This window comes from Clostridioides sp. GD02377, from assembly GCF_045899875.1.
Taxonomy (GTDB): Bacteria; Bacillota; Clostridia; order Peptostreptococcales; family Peptostreptococcaceae; genus Clostridioides; species Clostridioides difficile_A.
On the sequence record NZ_JBJODA010000007.1, the window covers coordinates 186,264 to 206,753 of the forward strand.

At 30.8% G+C, this 20,490-nt stretch carries 19 protein-coding genes and 2 tRNA genes; all 21 read right to left on the reverse strand.

The window, feature by feature from the left end:
- Entirely contained in the window at window positions 1-1,020 is a 1,020-nt protein-coding gene (mreB, locus tag Q3304_RS08115; RefSeq protein ID WP_021382530.1) for a rod shape-determining protein MreB, read from the reverse strand.
- Between the two features lie 195 nt (window positions 1,021-1,215).
- Complete coding sequence (gene spoIIID / locus Q3304_RS08120) at window positions 1,216-1,476, reverse strand: sporulation transcriptional regulator SpoIIID (protein WP_044212029.1); 261 nt, start codon at window positions 1,474-1,476, stop codon at window positions 1,216-1,218.
- A gap of 97 nt (window positions 1,477-1,573) precedes the next feature.
- Entirely contained in the window at window positions 1,574-2,242 is a 669-nt protein-coding gene (locus tag Q3304_RS08125) for a peptidoglycan DD-metalloendopeptidase family protein (RefSeq protein WP_407814238.1), read from the reverse strand.
- Window positions 2,243-2,307: 65 nt separating this feature from the next.
- The gene (spoIID, locus tag Q3304_RS08130; protein ID WP_407814239.1) at window positions 2,308-3,372 is read right to left on the reverse strand and encodes a stage II sporulation protein D; all 1,065 of its coding nucleotides are present in this window, start codon (window positions 3,370-3,372) and stop codon (window positions 2,308-2,310) included.
- An 86-nt stretch (window positions 3,373-3,458) separates the two neighbouring features.
- Entirely contained in the window at window positions 3,459-4,712 is a 1,254-nt protein-coding gene (gene murA, locus Q3304_RS08135; protein WP_054268703.1) for a UDP-N-acetylglucosamine 1-carboxyvinyltransferase, read from the reverse strand.
- Window positions 4,713-4,732: 20 nt separating this feature from the next.
- Window positions 4,733-5,470: a YwmB family TATA-box binding protein gene (locus Q3304_RS08140; protein ID WP_407814240.1), complete on the reverse strand. Its 738-nt coding sequence runs from the start codon at window positions 5,468-5,470 to the stop codon at window positions 4,733-4,735.
- Window positions 5,471-5,556: 86 nt separating this feature from the next.
- Window positions 5,557-6,426: a 4Fe-4S binding protein gene (locus Q3304_RS08145; protein WP_074179928.1), complete on the reverse strand. Its 870-nt coding sequence runs from the start codon at window positions 6,424-6,426 to the stop codon at window positions 5,557-5,559.
- Between the two features lie 181 nt (window positions 6,427-6,607).
- Complete coding sequence (locus Q3304_RS08150) at window positions 6,608-7,909, reverse strand: rhodanese-like domain-containing protein (RefSeq protein WP_407814241.1); 1,302 nt, start codon at window positions 7,907-7,909, stop codon at window positions 6,608-6,610.
- Between the two features lie 193 nt (window positions 7,910-8,102).
- Window positions 8,103-9,935, reverse strand: coding sequence for a glutamine--fructose-6-phosphate transaminase (isomerizing) (glmS, locus tag Q3304_RS08155; protein ID WP_074179926.1), 1,833 nt, complete (start codon window positions 9,933-9,935; stop codon window positions 8,103-8,105).
- A gap of 268 nt (window positions 9,936-10,203) precedes the next feature.
- On the reverse strand, window positions 10,204-11,550 hold the full coding sequence (gene glmM / locus Q3304_RS08160; RefSeq protein WP_054268698.1) for a phosphoglucosamine mutase: 1,347 nt from the start codon (window positions 11,548-11,550) through the stop codon (window positions 10,204-10,206).
- A gap of 170 nt (window positions 11,551-11,720) precedes the next feature.
- Window positions 11,721-12,278 carry a 2-oxoacid:acceptor oxidoreductase family protein gene (locus Q3304_RS08165; RefSeq protein WP_054268697.1) on the reverse strand — a complete coding sequence of 186 codons (558 nt, stop codon included), beginning with the start codon at window positions 12,276-12,278 and terminating at the stop codon, window positions 11,721-11,723.
- Window positions 12,279-13,031 carry a thiamine pyrophosphate-dependent enzyme gene (locus tag Q3304_RS08170; protein WP_003420710.1) on the reverse strand — a complete coding sequence of 251 codons (753 nt, stop codon included), beginning with the start codon at window positions 13,029-13,031 and terminating at the stop codon, window positions 12,279-12,281.
- Window positions 13,031-14,110 carry a 3-methyl-2-oxobutanoate dehydrogenase subunit VorB gene (locus Q3304_RS08175; protein ID WP_021382548.1) on the reverse strand — a complete coding sequence of 360 codons (1,080 nt, stop codon included), beginning with the start codon at window positions 14,108-14,110 and terminating at the stop codon, window positions 13,031-13,033. The genes Q3304_RS08170 and Q3304_RS08175 overlap by 1 nt, the downstream gene beginning before the upstream one ends.
- 28 nt (window positions 14,111-14,138) lie before the next feature.
- Window positions 14,139-14,354 (reverse strand): 4Fe-4S binding protein, encoded by a 216-nt coding sequence (locus Q3304_RS08180; protein WP_021382532.1) that lies wholly within the window; start codon window positions 14,352-14,354, stop codon window positions 14,139-14,141.
- A 42-nt stretch (window positions 14,355-14,396) separates the two neighbouring features.
- Entirely contained in the window at window positions 14,397-15,074 is a 678-nt protein-coding gene (locus Q3304_RS08185; RefSeq protein WP_054268696.1) for a hypothetical protein, read from the reverse strand.
- Complete coding sequence (gene buk / locus Q3304_RS08190; protein ID WP_054268695.1) at window positions 15,064-16,143, reverse strand: butyrate kinase; 1,080 nt, start codon at window positions 16,141-16,143, stop codon at window positions 15,064-15,066. The genes Q3304_RS08185 and buk overlap by 11 nt, the downstream gene beginning before the upstream one ends.
- Before the next feature lie 21 nt (window positions 16,144-16,164).
- On the reverse strand, window positions 16,165-17,067 hold the full coding sequence (ptb, locus tag Q3304_RS08195; protein ID WP_021382540.1) for a phosphate butyryltransferase: 903 nt from the start codon (window positions 17,065-17,067) through the stop codon (window positions 16,165-16,167).
- A 305-nt stretch (window positions 17,068-17,372) separates the two neighbouring features.
- Complete coding sequence (locus Q3304_RS08200) at window positions 17,373-18,554, reverse strand: YbbR-like domain-containing protein (RefSeq protein WP_407814242.1); 1,182 nt, start codon at window positions 18,552-18,554, stop codon at window positions 17,373-17,375.
- On the reverse strand, window positions 18,551-19,390 hold the full coding sequence (cdaA, locus tag Q3304_RS08205) for a diadenylate cyclase CdaA (protein WP_021382536.1): 840 nt from the start codon (window positions 19,388-19,390) through the stop codon (window positions 18,551-18,553). Before cdaA ends, Q3304_RS08200 begins: the two co-directional genes overlap by 4 nt.
- A gap of 914 nt (window positions 19,391-20,304) precedes the next feature.
- A tRNA-Arg gene (locus tag Q3304_RS08210) sits at window positions 20,305-20,378 on the reverse strand.
- A 9-nt stretch (window positions 20,379-20,387) separates the two neighbouring features.
- Window positions 20,388-20,462 (reverse strand) — tRNA-Gly (locus Q3304_RS08215).
- Window positions 20,463-20,490: the final 28 nt, after the last annotated feature.

The following is a 20,490-nucleotide window of genomic DNA, read 5'->3' on the forward strand; positions in this document are numbered from 1 at the left end:
TTATTTTCTTCTAAAAGACCCACCTGTTTCAAGTAAGTCTATTGAACCCAAAGCTATTCCTGTCCCTTTTGCAACACAAGACAATGGCTCCTCTGCTATTGTAACAGTTATCCCTGTTCTTTGTTCTATTATTTTATCCAATCCGTATAATAATGAACCTCCACCAGTCATTATTATACCAACATCTCCTATATCTGCTGCTAATTCAGGGGGTGTTTTTTCTAAAACAGCATGAGTGGCAACTACTATTTGCTCAACACATTCTCTAAGTGCTTCTAGCATTTCTGTTGAATTTATAGTTATAGAACTAGGAAGCCCTGTAATTAAGTTTCTTCCTGTTATCTTCATATATTTTTCTTCTTCTCTCTTAAATGCAGAACCGATTTCAAACTTAATTTTCTCTGCTGTTCTTTCACCTATAAGAAGATTGTGTTGTTTTTTCATATACTTAACTATAGAATCATCAAATCTATCTCCACCAACTTTTATAGATTCACTTACAACAGCTCCTCCTAGAGATATTACGGCTATATCCACAGTCCCTCCACCAATATCTATAATCATATTACCATTAGGTTGTGATATGTCTACTCCAGCTCCTATGGCTGCTGCTATTGGTTCTTCTATGATATATACTTCTCTAGCTCCGGCTTGTCTAGTAGCATCCTCTACTGCTCTTTTTTCTACTTCTGTAACACCAGTTGGCACACATACCATAATTCTTGGCATGAAGAATCTTCCAAATCCTTTTTTATCAACTATCTTATCTATAAAAGATTTTAACATCTTCTCAGTTACATCATAATCCGAAATTACACCATCTCTTAAAGGTCTTATAGCAACTATATTACTTGGTGTTCTTCCTATCATTTTTTTAGCTTCTTCTCCCACAGCTAAAACAGAATCTGTCCTATTATCTATTGCTACAACAGATGGTTCTTCTAAAACGATTCCCTTACCACTAACATAAACAAGTACGTTTGCAGTACCTAAATCTATGCCTATATCAGCTCCAGCCATTTTTTCAACTCCTTCATTTATATATTAGATTATATTATAAGTCTACTTTAATACTCCTATAATAAAGCATATACAAAAAACTCGCTTTAATCAAGAGAAAATAAATGTTTTGAGGGTATTATTATTTTGCTATTTATAATTATTTAATATATTTATTACAATAATCTAATTCAATAAAAAAAGTAGGTTTTTAACCTACATTTTTTTATGTTCCTTCTCATACTTTAATTTAGTTGCTAATCCCCCTCTAATATGTCTCTCTGATTTATTCTTGTCTAGCACACTTTTAACTTCTTTGGCAAGGGATGGATTTATTTCCTTCAATCTTTCTGTAACATCCTTGTGAATTGTACTTTTACTTACTCCAAATGTCTTGGCGGTTTGTCTTACTGTAGTGTTTTTTTCAAGTATATATTTTGCTACCACTATGGCCCTTTCCTCTATATGAGATCTCAAAGATTACCCCCCTCACATAATAGCTTTAATGATATATATGTAAAAACACCAAAAAATATAACAAGCTTAACCAAATATGATTAAACTTGTTATACTTTTACTTAATTAGACCCATTGGGTCTATAGATTTCTCTCCATTATATGCCTCTAAGTGTACATGGATACCCTCTTCACTTTCTATTTGAGAAGTACTTCCTACAGTACCTAGAGATTGTCCTTCTGTTACCTTTTGTTCTTTTTTAACACTAACATTTTCATCTAAATTTGAATATACAACTACAATATTATTGTCACTTTTTATTTTTACTGATTTTCCATATTCTTCATCATCAAATACATCTACTACCATTCCGTTTAATAGAGATTTTATTTCTTTACCTTTAGTACAACTAACATCTACACCTTTATGAGTCTCCCAGACATCTAGTGTTTTTGAATAACTAGGTTCTTTTTCTGAATATCCTCTTATTATTTTATCTCCAATGTAGTTTAATTTTGTTGTACTCGACTTATTTTCCTCTTTTGACTTAGCTTTTTCTAAGTTTTGTTTTGAATCTGTTGAAGTGGGAATAGCATCTTTCTTATCTTTTTCAATTAAATGTATTTCCTCTTCACTATCTTTATTAGCATTTTCTATCATGCCTTTATTAGAAGCTAATTTATCTACATTATTATTTGTAAACCAAACTCCACCTACTGCTAATAAACAAACACATACAAATAAAGATAAATAAAAACCATCTTTTTCTAATAGCTTTTTCTTCATTTTGCACCTCCAAATATATTTCTACATTTGGATTATTGACGTGTTTTTGGTATTTTATACAATTATTAGTATATATCTTTTATTTTTGTATCTGTGTAGTAATGTGATAATATATCATAATATTTATAGCCTTCTTCTGCCATTCCTTCTGCTCCCCACTGGCTCATACCAACACCATGACCATATCCTTTTACTACAAAATCTATGTATCCTTCTCCAAACTTTATGTCAAAATTTGCTGAGTTCAACTTAAAAACAGTTCTAATGTCTTTTCCAGTCAACTCTTTATTTCCTAGTTTTATTTTCTCTACAGTTCCTGCATCACTTCTTTGAGTTATTGAAACTTGTTTACTTAAATTATTTGCATCTATTACAATAGCACTATATGCTCTTCTAAGACTCTTGACAAAGTCGGTATTACTTATTTTAAGTGTGGATGCAAACTTAGGAGAATACTTATCATAAGGACTTTCTACAGATTTTAAATAAGGATATTTTGCAGAAAATACTTCTTCACTGTTTTCTGTTTTTCCTGAAGATGTAGAAAAGTAAAGAGGAAGTATTGCCTTATCACTATAAGTTATTATCTGTCCTTTAGTTCCTCCAACTGCTTCTTGGATTTTAGAGTATTTGTTCTTAATCCATTCTTCTCCATTTAACTTTTTGAGAGTAGCATAACTTTTGTATTCCTGACAGTGCTTATAGTCAGTACATACTACTGCATTTTTATGTTTACCTGATTGTCCATGCTCTTGCTTATATACTACATATGTTCTAGCTGCCACAGCTTGAGCTTTTAAAGCTTCTATGTCAAAATCTGAAGACATCTCACCAGCTATCACTCCACATAAATAATTTTCCATGTCCATTTTTTCAGTTTTTCCTGTTATATGATTGTACACATTGATGATTGGTGTTTTTTTATTTACAGTTTCATAGTTCACTATCTTTTTTTCTTCTTCATTACTTTCTTCTTTAATATCGCTTTTTTTAATAGTTTTGTTTATAGAAACTGACTTCTCTGGTTTTTCAGTTAGTTCTACATTTTTATAAGAGACTAAAGTTATAAGTGATGGAACTAACACAGAACAAGTCACGAATCCTAACAAAACAACCAATGGGTTCTTCATATACTCTCCTCCTTAGCTTTTAAAACCTTGTATTTAAGTATATGAACAACCCTATTAATTTATAACTTTCTTCTCTAAACCAATTATTAATCTTCTACTATTTCGATTCGACCACCTAATGCTGTTATCTTCTTATCTATATCAACATAACCTCTTTGAATATGGTATATTTCTCCTATTTGAGTTTCTCCTTCTGCTATAAGACCACATAAAATAAGTGCTGCACCTGCTCTTAAATCAGTAGCATTTACTGCTGCACCATGTAATTCATCTACACCATTAACAACAGCACTTCTTCCATCTATTTTTATATTAGCTCCCATTCTATTAAACTCTGCAACATGCATAAATCTATTTTCAAAAACAGTTTCTATAACTACACCAGTTCCATTTGCTACAGTAAGCATAGCCATAAATTGTGCTTGAACATCTGTAGGAAACCCTGGATGTGGTAAAGTCTTTATATCTATTGGTTTTAACACCTTTGGACCCACTACTCTAACAGAATTGTCCATCTCTGTAATTTCACAACCAGCTTCTCTTAATTTAGCTACAACTGGCTTTAAATGCTCCATTAAAACATTTTCAACAGTTATATCACCTTTTGTCATAGCTGCTGCAACCATATAAGTTGCTGCTTCTATTCTATCTGGAATTACATTATGCTCTGCTCCTTTTAGCTCTTTAACACCTTTTATCTTTATAGTGTTAGTACCTGCACCTTTAACGTCTGCTCCCATTTCATTCAAAAAGTTTGCTAAATCTACTATCTCTGGCTCTTCTGCTGCGTTTTCTATTATTGTAGTACCTTCTGCTAAAGAAGCCGCCATCATTATATTTTCAGTTGCTCCAACAGATGGGAAATCTAGATATAATTTATTTCCTACTAACTTTTCTGTTGCTGCTTCAACAAATCCATGGTCCATCTCTATGTTTGCACCTAAAGCTTTAAATCCTTTTAAATGTAAATCTATAGGTCTTGTTCCTATAGCACATCCTCCTGGCATAGAAATTTTTGTACTATTAAATCTAGCAAGTAATGGTCCCATAACCAAAAAAGAAGCTCTCATCTTTCTTACAAGCTCATATGGAGCTTCACAAGTCTTTATATTACTTGCATCAACAGTAAGTGTATTTTCTTTATATTCAACCTCTGCTCCTACATGTCTTAATAAATCTGATATAACATGAACATCTCTTAAATTTGGTACTCCATTCAATGTTGATTTTCCGTTCGCTAATAAAGTCGCTGCTATTATTGGTAAAACTGCATTTTTTGCACCATCTATTTTAACACTACCTTTAAGTGGATTACTCTTTTTTACTATTATCTTAGCCATATTTTTTGATCTCCTCATAATTAATAATCTAATTTTATAATTGGTGTGGCAATATATATGAGTGTTTTTCCTTCATCCTCATTATATCTAATTCCTATATTTAAATTAATTTTTTCCCCTAAATATTCTAAATCATCATCATTTAATACTTTACTATATGCTGTTACTGATAAAAAGTTTACGTCTTTAACTTTATCTATTTGCTTAGCATTCATATTATATAATATTTTTTGTAAAATATCATCATATTTGTTGTTTTGTAACCTTTTTGTGTATTCTCCAACAATACAAGCAGACACATCTACTTGAGATGAATATTTATTTAACACATTTTCTACGTTACTATAAATATCCTCTTTATGTTTATATACTTTGTTATCCAATATGTCAACTATTATGTAACTTTCTTTATTATTTTTATTTATTCCTTTTATGAAAATTTCTTTATTGCTACCTTTTATAGTAGCATATAATTGCATTTTATCGCCATACCCTTTTTGATTCCAATTTATTCCTTTTCCATCTAGCTTTAGATTGTTAATTATTTCTATAAAAATATTACGAAATTCTTTATTTGATAAATTATAATTTATAACAGAATTAATTTTAACATTATAAAATTTAAAGTCTGCTTCCGAAATTTCAAGTGCATTAGTTAATTTATTATACCTAGTATTTATACTTGTATCTGCATAAGATATTGTCATCCCTATAGTCATTAATATAAAAAAGCATATAGCTAATTTTATCCTTTTCATAATAAAAAATCCCCCTTAAATATGTTTTTCCTTATAACAGAATTATTAACAAATTTAAGAGAGATATACTTTCTCAATAGGTATTTTTATGCATTTTGCAATTTTATATTCATTAAATGTTTCTCAAACTCTTTGATACCAATTCTTTCTAATACTTTACTTATTCTTTCTCCTGGACTTGCTAATTGTTTATATGTATTAAATACATCTTGAACTAATTCTTCTATATTATCTTCTGTATACAGATTACTAAGTCTGTCTCCAAATCTATAACCTCTTCCCATTCTACCACCAAGATAAACAGCTAATCCTTTTTTATCAACTTCCATAGCTCCAAATGGACATACCTGAGCACATTTTCCACAATTTACACACTCTTCTTTATTCCACACTAGTTTCTTATTTTCCATATATACTGATTTTTGTCTACAAGATGATGTACATAATCCACAATTTTTACATTTATCTTCATTAAATTTTACATATACTTGCCCTACAATACCTACATCATTAGTATTCGCTTTTGCACAATTGTTTGGACATCCAACTAGAGTAATCTTAGTTTTAGATGGTAAATCATATCCAAAATATAAATCATGTAACTTTCCACATAATTCTTGTGTATCATATATTCCATGTTGACATACAGTACCTTTACATGCAACTAGTGGTCTTACTTTCTTTCCTGTACCACCATGTTCTAAACCTACAGTTTTTAAATCGTCTTTTATTGAATCTATATCTTCATATTTTATCCATGGTATTTCCACAGCTAGTCTAGTAGTAACACCCAAATAACCTCTACCATATTTCTCAGATAACTTTGACAAGTTAATAAGTTGTTCTGCTGTAAAGTTTCCAGCTCTACTTAATATTCTTATTGAGAAATATCCTTCTTGACTTTGAGCCAATATCCCCTCAGCTTTCAACTTTGCTTTTTCATCTTTGCTAATCATCTCTTACACCTCATAATATAAATTTATAATTCTATACTGCTAATAATATGTTTAAATAAGTCTATATTTATATAATCATATTCTAACTCTGTTTATATTTTAAAACATAACAAAGGTATATTCAACTTATTAAAGAGAATACACCTTTATGTTAAGTAATTCTATTGTACTTTAAAAGGCTCTATTTATATGCTCCAACTTCAATTTGATTTGAGTTATCAAGACTCCACCCCATCCATCCATCACTATAAAGAGATGTTTCTTCAACACCCATTACATTTGCATATGTTAATACCTCAGCAGCACGCCATCCACTTCCACACATGAATATAAGCTGTTTATTCACATCTATACTTTCTTTATTCCACATTTCTAAAATCTCATATTTATTTCTCATTGTGTCATCAATATTACGATATTCTTCTAGTGAAACACTATCACTACCTGAATGCCCATATAAAGCCCCTGGTACACGTCCCTTTTTATCATAATATGTATATCCAGATATTTTACCTATATGCTCATCCCAAGTACGAATATCTACTAATGCACATTTATTTCTTTCTTTTAGTCTTTGCTTTAATTGAGATGTTGTAACAATTAATTGCGGGTTGACTGGAATATTTGCTCCAAAATTAGTGCATGAATGCCTTGAGTTACTAGTAAATTCTAATTCATATCCTGCTGATATCCATGAATTTATTCCACCATTTAAAACCCTTACATCTCTTACTCCTATATATCTTAATATAACAGCTAGTCTATAAGATGCCATAGTTGTACTGCTTGAAACTATTACAGTATCATCCTTCGTAAATCCATAATTTAATGCAAACTGAGTCAGATTATTATCATTGTCTAGCATCCATGTTGGAGGTGGTTCTATAATATCAGTATTTATATGAACACTTGTAGGTATATGACCTTTCGCATACGATTCTTTTTCTTCTCCCCAACTTGCTTCAATCATTTTTATATGTTTGGAATTTTCAAATGTCTCTGGTATTCCCCCATCCAGTATTTCTTTTATTATAGAAGCTGGTACTATCATTTGATAATTTTTATACCTTTCCATTGGAAGATTCTCATTCTCTGCCCATTGATTAACATCATATTTATATAAATACTTATATCCCTTTTTAAACAAATACTCTGCTACAAGTAAAGCATCTTTTCCATTGGCATCATATAATACTATATTTTTATTTAAATCAATTCCCTTAGTTCTCAGTGCTTGCTCTAGTACTTCATCTTTTTTATCTGAGTATACACTTAACCAATTAACAGAGAAATCTACAGCACCTTTTATATGTCCTCCTCTTTTTACTCCATCTAACTTCCATCCATTATATGCATCATTTAAACGAGTATCAACTACAATCCAAGATTTATCTTCTATTTTTTCTTGTAAAATTTCAGTAGAAATTGATTCAAGATTAATAAAAAAATCTTCTTTATTTTTCTTTTTAAAATCATCCGACATAATTTATTCTCCTATTTATAATATTTTTTTATTTGAAATTATTTCATTAAATTAAAACTGTTTTCTCATAAAGTATTAAATTAATTATAACAAAAAAACATGCTTAATTCTTATAAAAAAGCTCATCCTATAAAATACAAACAATAGAATGAGCTTTTTAATAAATATTATCTATTTAATTTTTAATATATTTTTATTCAACTGTTACTGATTTAGCTAGATTTCTTGGTTTATCAACATCGCATCCTCTTAATACAGAAACATGGTAAGCAAGTAATTGCATTGGTACAACTGCTAATATAGGAGATAAAATATCATCTGAATTTGGTATATAGATTATTCTATCAGCAGCTTTCTCAACATCCTTATTGTGACTTTGAGCTATAGCTACCACATAAGCTCCTCTTGCCCTTACTTCCTCCATATTAGAAACCATTTTTTCAAATAATTTTTCTTGAGTAGCTATAGCAATTACAGGAGTTCCTTTTTCTATTAAAGCTATTGTTCCATGCTTTAATTCTCCTGCTGCAAAAGCTTCTGCATGTATATATGAAATCTCTTTTAATTTTAATGAACCTTCCATTGCTAAACTATAATCTATTCCTCTTCCTAAATAGAATGCATGATCAGAACTCACAACTGTTTTAGCAATTTCTTTTATATATTCTTCGTTATCTAGTATTTCTTGTATCTTTGATGGTATTTCTTTCATCTTAGAAATCATACTATCATAAAATTCTCTATTTATTGTTCCTTTCTTAATAGCAAAGTCTAGAGCTATCATATATAGAGAAGTTATTTGAGTAGTATATGCCTTAGTTGATGCAACGGCTACTTCAGGACCTGCCCAAGTATAGAAAACATCATCTGATTCTCTAGCTATAGATGAACCTACAACATTAGTTATAGAAAGTATTCTTGCTCCTTTAGCCTTTGAGTCTCTTAATACTGCTAAAGTATCTGCTGTTTCACCAGATTGACTAACTAATATTACTAATGAATTTTCATCTACAAATGGGTCACTATATCTAAACTCTGATGCTATATCAGTTATTACTGGTATATTTACAAATTTTTCTATAGCATACTTACCAAGTAATCCAGCATTATATGCTGTTCCACAAGCCACTATATAAACTTTATTTATTTTATCTAAATCTTCTTTAGAAATATTTATACTATCTAAAACTATGCTTCCATTGTCATCAAGTCTTCTTTCTAGCGTTTCTCTAACACCTGTTGGTTGCTCATGAATTTCTTTTGACATAAAGTAATCATATCCACCTTTAGATGCAGCCTCTACATCCCAAGTTACATGGAATACTTCTTTTTCTACTAGATTTCTATTAGAATCATAAACTGTTACGTTCTCATCTTTTAGATGAACTATTTCTCCATTTTCTAAGAAATAAACATCTCTAGTGTATTTTAATAAGGCAGGTATATCTGACGCTATAAAGTTTTCTCCTTCACCAACACCAACTACAAGAGGACTATCTTTTCTTACTGCAACTAGTTCATTTCCATGTTCTTTACAGATAACACCTAGTGCATAAGCTCCTCTTAATTTTGATATAGTTTTGTATACAGCATCTAATAAATTACCTTCATAATATTTATCTACTAAATGTGCTATTACTTCTGTATCTGTCTGAGATTCAAATTTAACACCTTCAGAGATTAACTCCTCTTTTATTTCCATATAATTTTCTATTATCCCATTATGAACAACTGCTATTGTTTTAGCTTGATTAAAATGAGGATGAGAGTTTACATCAGATGGTTCTCCATGAGTTGCCCATCTTGTATGCCCTATTCCCAAATTTCCATCAATAGGATTCTTTTCTAAATCCTCTGCCAATACAGAAAGTCTACCTTTAAATTTTCTGATATCAAGCTCTTCTCCATTAGAATTATTAACTGCTACTCCTGCAGAGTCATAACCTCTGTACTCTAGCTTAGAAAGTCCTTCTACTATAACTTCTGCTGCCTTTCTACTTCCTAAATATCCAACTATTCCACACATTATTTGTGTCCTCCTAAAAAATATTATTTATATATTTTAAGAGTTAGGTCATATAAGTTTACTTTGGCTTCCCTTTGTCCATAGGATTACTCCTATTATTTAAAGAAGTCTTTCGATGGTAAACACACCGCAGAGCATCCGCCGACAATTCGATTAACTCTGACCTCGTCAACTTAGTTCCTATGTTACTTAATAATTATGTCTATAACTAAGTTCTGGCGCTTAGAAAGGTGCTCTCAGTATTTATACCTGAGAATACCCTTATAAATTACGATAATTTTTCTTGTATAAGATTAGCTAAATTTGTTGCTAATTCTTTTATTTGACCTTCCTCTTTACCCTCTAACATAACTCTAACTAATGGCTCAGTTCCTGATGGTCTTATCAAAACTCTACCATTTCCATCTAAAATAGATTCTATTCTTTCTATCTCAGTTTTTATTTCTGGATATTCCATATATTTAGTTTTATTTTCATTTTTTATTGTTGCATTTACTAATACTTGTGGATATTGACTCATTATTGATGCAAGCTCTGATAAAGGTTTCTTTTCTTGCAAGATTATATTTGCAAGTATTAAAGAACTAAGTACTCCATCTCCAGTTGTATTGTAATCTAAGAATATCATATGTCCAGATTGTTCTCCACCAAGATTGTATCCATTCTTAACCATATCCTCTAAAACATACCTATCTCCAACTGCTGTAGTAGATAAATTTATTCCATTTTCTTTAGCAGCTATTGTTAATCCTATGTTACTCATAACTGTAACTACTAAAGTATCTTGTGCTAATTTATTATTTTTCTTTAAATTTAAAGCACTCAATATCATTATATGGTCTCCATCAACAATTTGACCCTTTTCATTTACAGCAATTAATCTATCGGCATCTCCATCATATGCAAGACCTAAGTCAGCATTATGTTCCAAAACAGCATTTTGAAGTTGTTCTGGATGTGTAGAACCACATTTATAATTTATATTATTTCCATCTGGTGAGCTATTTATTGAAATTACACTTGCTCCTAATTCATCAAATACTATTGGTGCTACTTTATATGATGCACCATTTGCACAATCCAATACTACTTTTAATCCTTTAAAATCGGTACTTATTATTGATTTCAGATAGTCTACATAGTCCCTTTGTGCATAATGTTCATGTAACTTTCTTCCTACATTTTCCCCAATTGGTAGACATTCAATTTTATCTATATCATCTATATACTCTTCTATTCTTAATTCAATTTCATCATCCAATTTATATCCATTCTTATTAAAGAATTTAATTCCATTATATTCAACAGGATTATGAGATGCAGATATAACCACGCCACAATCAGCACCATATTTTCTAGTTAAATATGCCACTGCAGGTGTTGGTATTATTCCAACAGTAATAACATCACATCCAACAGACATAAGTCCTGCTATTAAAGATGCTTCTAACATATCTCCTGATATTCTCGTATCTTTACCTACCACTACTTTTACCCTGTGGTCTCCTTGAGCTAAGACAAAACCACCAGCTCTACCAAGTTTATATGCTAAGTCACATGTTAATTCTGTATTTGCTACTCCTCTAACTCCATCAGTTCCAAAATACTTTCTCACTAAAGATTCTCCTTCCATAATTGAAAAGCTTGCAATTTATATTATATTTTTATAGTTCATAAAATATCATTATATTCTTAATTTCAGTCATAAAAACATTTTAATACTTATCAGCAAAAAAGACAATAGAAATAATTCTATTGTCTTTTTTTTGACATCTTTTTTCTTTATTAGTTAGTTGCTACAGAACATGCAGCATCCATACCTTTTTGTAGAGCTTCTCTGTTTAATGGAACGAATTTTTCTTTTCTAGGTCCGAAAACTTTCTTAAATGCTTCTAATACAGATTCTATATCTACAGTATCAGCTACTTTTAAGTAAGCTCCTAACATTATCATATTAGCAACTTTGTCATTTCCTAACTCAACTGCTAATTCATTTGCTGGTATATAATAAACATCTACATCTGTTCTTTCAACTTTTTCTTTTATTAAAGAGCTATTTACTATTATTTTTCCACCAGGAATTACATCATCTTTGAATTTTTCAAATGCTGGTATGTTTAATAATATAGCTGCAGTTGCATCATCTGTTATAAGTGGAGAACCAACTGGTTCACTAGATACAGTTACTGCACAGTTTGCTGTACCTCCACGCATTTCTGGTCCATAAGATGGTAACCAAGAAACTTCTTTTCCTTCTAGCATTCCTGCATAAGTAAGTAATTGTCCCATAGACATAACACCTTGGCCTCCGAAGCCTGCACATATTACTCTAGCTGTAGACATTTACTTCACCTCCTCAACTTCAACATTTTTGAAATTTCCTAATGGATAGTATGGTATCATATTGTCTCTTAACCATTGTAAAGCATCATTTGGAGCTAGTCCCCAGTTTGTAGGACAAGTAGATAATACTTCTACTATTCCAAATCCTAATCCTGCTTGTTGAACTTGGAATGCTTTCTTTATAGCTTTTTTAGCTTGTCTAACATGAGCTGGAGTATCAACTGCTACTCTTTCTACAAATACAGCTCCTGTTAATGTAGCTAACATTTCGCTTACTCTTATTGGATAACCTTGAGTTTCAGCATTTCTTCCTGATTGAGCAGTAGTAGCTCTTTGTCCAACTAGTGTAGTTGGAGCCATTTGCCCACCAGTCATACCATATGTTGTATTGTTTACAAATATAGTAGTTATTTTTTCTCCTCTAGCAGCTGCATGAACTATTTCAGCAGTACCGATTGAAGCTAAGTCTCCATCACCTTGATAAGTGAATACTGTATTTTCAGGATGAACTCTTTTTATTCCTGTAGCAGCTGCTGGTGCTCTACCATGAGCAGCCTCTTGAGTGTCACAGTTAAAATATTTATATCCTAGAACTGAACATCCAACTGGAACAACACCTACAGCATCACCTAATACTCCTAATTCTTCTAATACTTCACCAACTAATCTATGGATTATACCATGTGTACATCCTGGACAGTAGTGAGTTTGAGTATCTTGTAATCCTTCAGTTTTCTTAAATACAACAGCCATTATCTAGCACCTCCTGCAACCAATTCTCCGGCAATAATTTTTTTAGCTTTTTCAACTATTTCTGCTGGTGTTGGAGTCATTCCTCCTGGTCTTCCATGGAAGTAAACTGGTAATTTACCTTCTACTGCCATTTTAACATCTTCCACCATTTGTCCCATACTCATTTCAACAGTTAATATGTTTCTAGCATTAGGAATTTGGTCAAATGCTTCAAATGGGAATGGCCATAATACTTTAGGTCTTATAAGACCTGCTTTTATTCCTTCTTCTCTTAATATATCAATTGCGCTTTTTACTACTCTTGAAGTAGTTCCATAAGCTGCAAATACAAATTCAGCATCTTCTGTTTTGTACATTTCGTATTGAACTTCATTTTTTTCCATTGCTTCAAATTTTTCTTGTAAATGCCAACAATGGTCTTCTAGTACTTCTGGCTCTAAGTATAGAGAGTTTATTACATTAGGTACTCTTTTTCCTTTAGTTCCAACAGTTGCCCAATCTTTAGGAGGCAATTCTCTTTTCTTTTCAGGAGCTTTAAATTCAACTGGCTCCATCATTTGACCTATCATACCATCTGCAACTACCATAACTGGTGATCTGTAGTAATCTGCAACGTCAAAAGCTTCCATTATCATATCAACAGCTTCTTGAACTGTAGCTGGTGCGAATACTGGAGTTCTGTAGTCTCCATTTCCTCCACCTCTTGTAGACATAAAGTAGTCAGCTTGTGAAGGTTGTATACTTCCAAGTCCTGGACCACCTCTCATTACGTTAAGTACAACACAAGGAACTTCTGCACCTACTGCATATGTTATACCTTCTTGTTTTAAAGCAACTCCTGGTGAAGATGAAGAAGTCATAACTCTTGCTCCTGCACCTGCTCCACCATAAACCATGTTTATTGCAGAAACTTCTGATTCAGCTTGAACGAACGCTCCACCTATCTTTGGTAACTCTCTTGATAAATATTCTGGTAATTCACTTTGTGGAGTTATTGGGTAACCGAAGAAATATTTGCAACCAGCTTCTATAGCTGCTTTTCCAAATGCTTCGTTACCTTTCATAAGTATCTTAGCCATTAAAATTCCCCCTTAAATATTAATTAAATTAATCTCTTTCTACTGTTATAACTACATCTGGACACATAGTTGCACAACTTGCACATCCTATGCATTTTTCCATTTCAAAAACAGTTGCTGGGTTATACCCTTTTTTGTTTATTACATTTGAGTCTAATTGTATGATTTTTACTGGACATGCTTCAACGCATAATCCACAACCTTTACAACGTTCTTCATTAAAAGATACTTTTCCTTTAGCCATTTACCTAAGCCTCCTTAAACTTTCTATATATTTGAGCTCAAACTACATCCAATCTTCTCTCATATATAATTTTATAGGAAAAATTTCTCCTTCTATGTCTTTTGGTAACTGTTCAACAAGATTTTCTAAACATGCAACATATCTTATAGGTATATTACATTTCTCAGAAACTTCTTTTGCAACTTTCTGTCCTCTTAAAACGTCATCAATAGTAGTAAATCTAATAAGATGAGTATTATTAATTAGACCTGTTACCTTTAACTTAGAAGATTTTTCTATTTCCTTTATATATTGGATAACTTCTTCAGAAGTTTGAGTTTTCTCCCTATTTGCATTTATTACAAAAAGCATATCATAGTCGCCTTCTTTTAACAAATGACTAAATCTTCCTATAACTCTGGCACCTACATTATCTCCACCTAAATCTATAACAGAATTGTATGAATTGTCCACCATAGGAGACATTACTTCTGCTGATACTGCTGGTAAGTCTAATGTTGGAGCATTGATTGAGCTATCAATTGGTTGTATACCTAAAGATTTCATTAGTTCTTTCTTTTCTCTAGTTCTAAAGTATACATTTACCACATCTAAATCGGCTATAGCAACTTTGCCAGAAACCATATCTCTTAATTTAATAACATAGTTCATCGCAAATTCACTTTTACCACTTCCATAGTGACCAGTTATGATTCTTATTCTTTTATCATTAGTTATCATAAACTTGAGCCTCTTCTTCACCAGTTAAAACTCTAAGTCCACCTTGAGCTAATGCAATCATTTCATCTTCTCCTGGATAAACTTTTACATCTGCTATAAATTTAACTCTATCTGTAATCATTTCTGTAAACATTTTTGAATATGCGATTCCACCAGTTAATAGTATTGCTTTTACATCTCCCTTAAGAACTGCTGCATTAGCTCCTATTTCTTTAGAGATTTGATATGCCATAGCTTCATATAATAATTTAGCCTTTTCATCACCAGCTTCAATTCTTTCTTCAACTTCTCTAGCATCATTAGTATTTAAATATGCAACTAATCCACCATTACCTTTTATTTTCTTTTTAATTTCATCTTGAGTATATTTTCCACTAAAGCACATTTTTACTAATGCACCTACTGGTAATCCACCACTTCTTTCTGGAGAGAAAGGACCTTCTCCATCTAATGCGTTTGCAACATCTACTATTCTACCATTTTTATGAGCTCCAACAGAAACTCCTCCACCCATGTGAGCAACTATAAGATTTATATCTTCGTATTTCTTACCTATTTCTCTAGCGTATCTTCTTGCTATTGCCTTTTGATTTAGAGCATGTACTACACTTGCTCTGCTTATTTCAGGCATACCAGAAATTCTAGCGATATCTTCTAATTCATCCACAACAACAGGGTCTACTATGTATGAAGGAACATTTACTTCATCACCTATTTGCTTTGCTATTATTCCACCTAAGTTTGAAGCATGTTCTCCTAAAACTCCTACTTTTAAATCTTCAATCATAGCAGCACTTACTGAATAAGTACCACCTTTTATAGGTTTAAGAAGTCCTCCTCTACCTACTACAGCATCTAATTCAGATGTTTTTACTCCACCTTCTTTTAGAGCTTCTTCTATTACTTGTTTACGGAATTCAAATTGGTCTGACACTTTCTCATATTTTCCTATTTCTTCTGAAGAATGTCTTAAAGTTTTTTCAAATACTAAATCCTCATTATCAAATACAGCTATTTTAGTTGATGTCGATCCAGGATTTATTGTTAAGATTTTAAATATTTTGCTCATTTGCCTATTTCCCCCTTAAATTTAAGCCTTTGCTGCCATTAAAACACCTAAAGCTATTGAGTTAAGTTTAGTTTCTTCACTATCTGCTCTAGAAGTTAGTATTATTGGTGCTTTAGCTCCAACTATAACTCCTGCATTTTTTGATTTTGAGAAGAATACTAAAGCTTTATATAATATGTTACCACCTTCAATATCTGGAGCTAATAATATATCAGCTCTTCCTGCTACAGGATGATTTATACCTTTATGTTTAGCTGCTTCTAAAGACACCGCATTATCAATTGCAAAAGGTCCACCAACCATACAACCTTTGATTTCTCCTCTTTCATACATTTCTTCTAGTTCTTTAGCTTCAACTGTATCTTTCATTTTTGGATTTACTTTTTCTTTTGCGCATATTGCAGCAACTTTTGGTTCGTTTATATCTAATGAATGTGCTACTGTGCAAGCATTTTCTATGATTTGCTTTTTAGTATTTGTATCAGGAGCTAAGTTCATAGCTGCGTCAGTTATGAAAAATAATCTGTCATATCCCTCTACATCAAATACTGCTACATGACTTAATACATTTCCAGTTCTAAGACCTACTTCTTTATTTAAAACTGCTTTTAGTATTATTGATGTGTCTACTAAGCCTTTCATTACCATGTCGGCTTTTCCTTGTGAAACTAATTCAACAGATTTTAGAGATGCTTCTGCTAAATCTTTTATATCTATCAGTTCATAATTTTCGATATCCATGTCTATGCTTTTTGCAATTTCTTTAGTCTTTTCTATATCACCTACTAAAATAGCATCTGCTATTTTTTCTTTTCTAGCCATCTCAACTGCCATTAAAACTTCTTTGTCTTGACAACATGCTACTGATATAGTTTTAGGTCCTCTTTCTTTTGCAAACTTAATTACTTCTTCAAAGCTTTTCATGCATTTCCACCTCATCTTGAATTTTTTGAAATAGAACTTTTTATATCTCAATTAAATTATAACTCGTTCAGCAACGTTTTCCTAGGGATAATTGAAATATTTAATTCAAAAATATTTATTTAAATCTATTTATCAGTCTTTTTTCATAATTTCTAGTACTTTTTAGATTTAACAAATATCTCATTGTCCTTATTTTATAATATAACTAAAATAAACAAGATGCAACAAAAACATAAAATTAACAAACTTAATTTTATAGGTTTTTTTGTCGCATCTTGTAACAACTAAATATTCGAAATATTTGTTCATTCCACTTCAACAATATTAGGTTCTATATTTATTTTTTTAAATTGATATGTTGTTTCATATTTTACTTTGTATTTACTATCTTCTTCAGGTCCTTGTGATAAATCGATAAACAATGAAATATCTTTTTTATTTAACTTGCTTAAGTCTTCTGTCGATTCTACTACAACTTTTATATTTACATCAGAAATTATACTTGGATTATCCATATTTGCTGGTATATTTCTTAATTCAATATCCTCTACATTGTATAGAAACTCTGCACTTAACTGTTTTGTTTCATTTAATTTTATTGTTATAGAACTGTCTTCAAGAGTTATACCTTCTGGAACCTCTAAACTCACTTCTTTTTCTCCTCCATCAGCTAAATCAGCTAAATCAACAGGTTTTGTCTTAATATAATTTATTTTGTCTATATTTTCTTTTTTTCCTTTTATTGTAACTTGTTCTGCACTTAATTTATAGTTTTTCAGTGCATCATTATCTTTACCATCCTTCAAGTTCACTCTTATTGGTACAGTCTTTTCTTTTAATAATTCTATTTGTGCAGTTACAAAAGATGAGCTTAATGTTACACCTTCAACCTTTGTTCCACTACTATTTAATGGAATTAATTCTAATTTTTTAGAAAAGTCCTCTGTTTGATTTCCAACATCTAAGTTAGCTCTTACACTTTTGACTTCATTAACCAGACTTCTCGATCCCGAAACGTCGACAACATTCTTACTAAGTTCAATTTTATTTATATTTCTTTTTGAATTTCCACTTACTTCTACCTTTATATCTCTTTTTTCTTTTATATTTTTTTCAAGATTCACTACTAAAACATCATGTTTAAATTCTATAGTGACACCTTGAGGAATATTTGCTTTTAAATATACTTCTTTCTGTCCTTGTATTGGGTCTTCAATAGTTCCATACACATGTATATCCTCTTTTTTTACACTTTGTACCTTTGATAAACTACCTTTTATATATACATCTGCTGTTAATTTTTCGTCTGGATATATAACAAGATTTTTATCTTTTAAATCACTCATGTTACTTATAGATACAGGTATATCCTCAAACCCTTTAGTTTCTTCAGGGTCAACTACAGCCATAACATACATCCATAATGCAATTGCACTTAAAAATGATATTATTTTTATTTTGGTATTATTTTTCAGTCTATTTATCATTTAAATATACCACCTTTGAAAAAACTTCTTGTTTCTGTATTTGTTTTTAGATTACTACGTAATATATTCATCATTCTTTCTCTAGAGATATCTCTATATAACTTACCTGATTTAGCGATTGAAACGCCTCCAGTTTCTTCAGACACAATCAGTGTAATACAGTCAGATACTTCACTTACACCTATTCCCGCTCTATGTCTAGTACCTAAATCTTTGCTTAAATCCTTACTTTCTGTCAGAGGTAAAAAACATGCAGCTGCCTTTACTTTGGAATCTCTAATTACAACAGCTCCATCATGTAGTGGTGTATTTGGTATAAATATATTTATTAATAGCTGTCTAGAAATCTCAGCATCAATAATAGTTCCTGTATTTATTATATCACTTATTCTAGTTTCTCTTTCCATTATGATAAGAGCGCCTATCTTTTGTCTAGAAAGTGAATATAATGCCTCTACAATTTCCTCTATATTTCTATTAAGAGTCTCTTCTGATGTATTTACATTCTTTCCAAATAAATTAAATTTTGCTCTTCCTATATGCTCAAGTCCTGCTCTAAATTCTGGCTGAAAAATTATAAGGGCAGCTATAACTCCATAATCTAGAGCTTTAAGAGATATCCAATAAACGGTATGCAGTTTAAAAGTGTTACTAAGTTGAGTTGCTAGTAAAAGAAATATTATCCCTTTAAATACTTGTTCTGCTCTTGTATCTTTTATAAACATAAATATTTTGTAAAAAATATACGCTACTATAGATATGTCAATTAAATCATATATACTCATTCTTAATATTATATTAAAAAATCCATTTAAAAAAGAATTTATATCTAACACAGTTTTATCCTCCTGTTTGATAACTTCTTAATTATTTACACTATGTATTATACTATATAAATCTAACTCTATACAAACTATTTAACTTTTGTGTAAATAATTCTAATTTTATGGTTCGAGATTGTTAAATAATCTCTAAAGACATAAAAAATATTGATTCAATAAATGTATATTTTTATTAAAGTTAGTTTTAGGTCAAATAATTCAAACCATCAAGGCGCGAATACAAAATAGTACTCGCGCCTTAACACAGTTTTATGCTATAGAACCTATTTAATATATCATTAATTAATATATATTTACTAAAATAAATTTTATAATCTGCTCATTAATTATATAACTGAAACATTATATATCATAAATATTATCTTATTAACTTATTAATGTAATTCTTGCCTTAAAATAATAATCTGCTTTATAACTAGTCTAGATAAATTTATTTTAATATACTACTACAAATACTATTAGAAATTATTTTCTATAGGTAAAATAACACACATATTCTCAGACTTATGCATCTATTACCTATACTATTATAATTCATTTAGTATAACATATAAATGTTACATTACATTGTCAATTCTCTATAATACTTAATTTTTCATAATTCATTATATAAGTACAATTAATCTATAAATTAATTAATCATTCTAATATATTAATACTATAAAGTATACAATATAATGTATATAGACTTTATCCTATAGTTAGTGATTCTTTCTAACTATAACTTTTATAAACGTCTTGTAAACTATTATACATTAGCATTTATATGTTTACAATATTAATGAATATACTGTAACTCTTACAAGGTTTAAAGTTTGTAAAGAAAAAGACACAGGTAATATACATGTATCCTGTGTCTTTTTAAACAATATAAAAGTTTACTATAAAATATAGTAAACTTTTCTTAATGAGCGCACAGGGATTCGAACCCCGGACACACGCCTTAGAAGGGCGTTGCTCTATCCAGCTGAGCTATGCACCCAAGTTATTATGGAGCGGGAAACGAGATTCGAACTCGCGACTTCAACCTTGGCAAGGTTGCGCTCTACCACTGAACTATTCCCGCTTATTTAGTTTGGCGACCTGGAAGGGGC

What these genes read in the sequence shown, in the direction of transcription:
- mreB (WP_021382530.1), bottom strand. Translation starts at nt 1,020, where the DNA reads ATGGCTGGAGCTGATATAGGCATAGATTTAGGTACTGCAAACGTACTT.
- Q3304_RS08125 (WP_407814238.1), bottom strand. Translation starts at nt 2,242, where the DNA reads ATGAAGAAAAAGCTATTAGAAAAAGATGGTTTTTATTTATCTTTATTT.
- spoIID (WP_407814239.1), bottom strand. Translation starts at nt 3,372, where the DNA reads ATGAAGAACCCATTGGTTGTTTTGTTAGGATTCGTGACTTGTTCTGTG.
- murA (WP_054268703.1), bottom strand. Translation starts at nt 4,712, where the DNA reads ATGGCTAAGATAATAGTAAAAAAGAGTAATCCACTTAAAGGTAGTGTT.
- Q3304_RS08140 (WP_407814240.1), bottom strand. Translation starts at nt 5,470, where the DNA reads ATGAAAAGGATAAAATTAGCTATATGCTTTTTTATATTAATGACTATA.
- Q3304_RS08145 (WP_074179928.1), bottom strand. Translation starts at nt 6,426, where the DNA reads ATGATTAGCAAAGATGAAAAAGCAAAGTTGAAAGCTGAGGGGATATTG.
- Q3304_RS08150 (WP_407814241.1), bottom strand. Translation starts at nt 7,909, where the DNA reads ATGTCGGATGATTTTAAAAAGAAAAATAAAGAAGATTTTTTTATTAAT.
- glmS (WP_074179926.1), bottom strand. Translation starts at nt 9,935, where the DNA reads ATGTGTGGAATAGTTGGATATTTAGGAAGTAGAAAGGCAGCAGAAGTT.
- Q3304_RS08165 (WP_054268697.1), bottom strand. Translation starts at nt 12,278, where the DNA reads ATGTCTACAGCTAGAGTAATATGTGCAGGCTTCGGAGGCCAAGGTGTT.
- Q3304_RS08170 (WP_003420710.1), bottom strand. Translation starts at nt 13,031, where the DNA reads ATGGCTGTTGTATTTAAGAAAACTGAAGGATTACAAGATACTCAAACT.
- Q3304_RS08175 (WP_021382548.1), bottom strand. Translation starts at nt 14,110, where the DNA reads ATGGCTAAGATACTTATGAAAGGTAACGAAGCATTTGGAAAAGCAGCT.
- Q3304_RS08180 (WP_021382532.1), bottom strand. Translation starts at nt 14,354, where the DNA reads ATGGCTAAAGGAAAAGTATCTTTTAATGAAGAACGTTGTAAAGGTTGT.
- Q3304_RS08185 (WP_054268696.1), bottom strand. Translation starts at nt 15,074, where the DNA reads ATGATAACTAATGATAAAAGAATAAGAATCATAACTGGTCACTATGGA.
- buk (WP_054268695.1), bottom strand. Translation starts at nt 16,143, where the DNA reads ATGAGCAAAATATTTAAAATCTTAACAATAAATCCTGGATCGACATCA.
- ptb (WP_021382540.1), bottom strand. Translation starts at nt 17,067, where the DNA reads ATGAAAAGCTTTGAAGAAGTAATTAAGTTTGCAAAAGAAAGAGGACCT.
- Q3304_RS08200 (WP_407814242.1), bottom strand. Translation starts at nt 18,554, where the DNA reads ATGATAAATAGACTGAAAAATAATACCAAAATAAAAATAATATCATTT.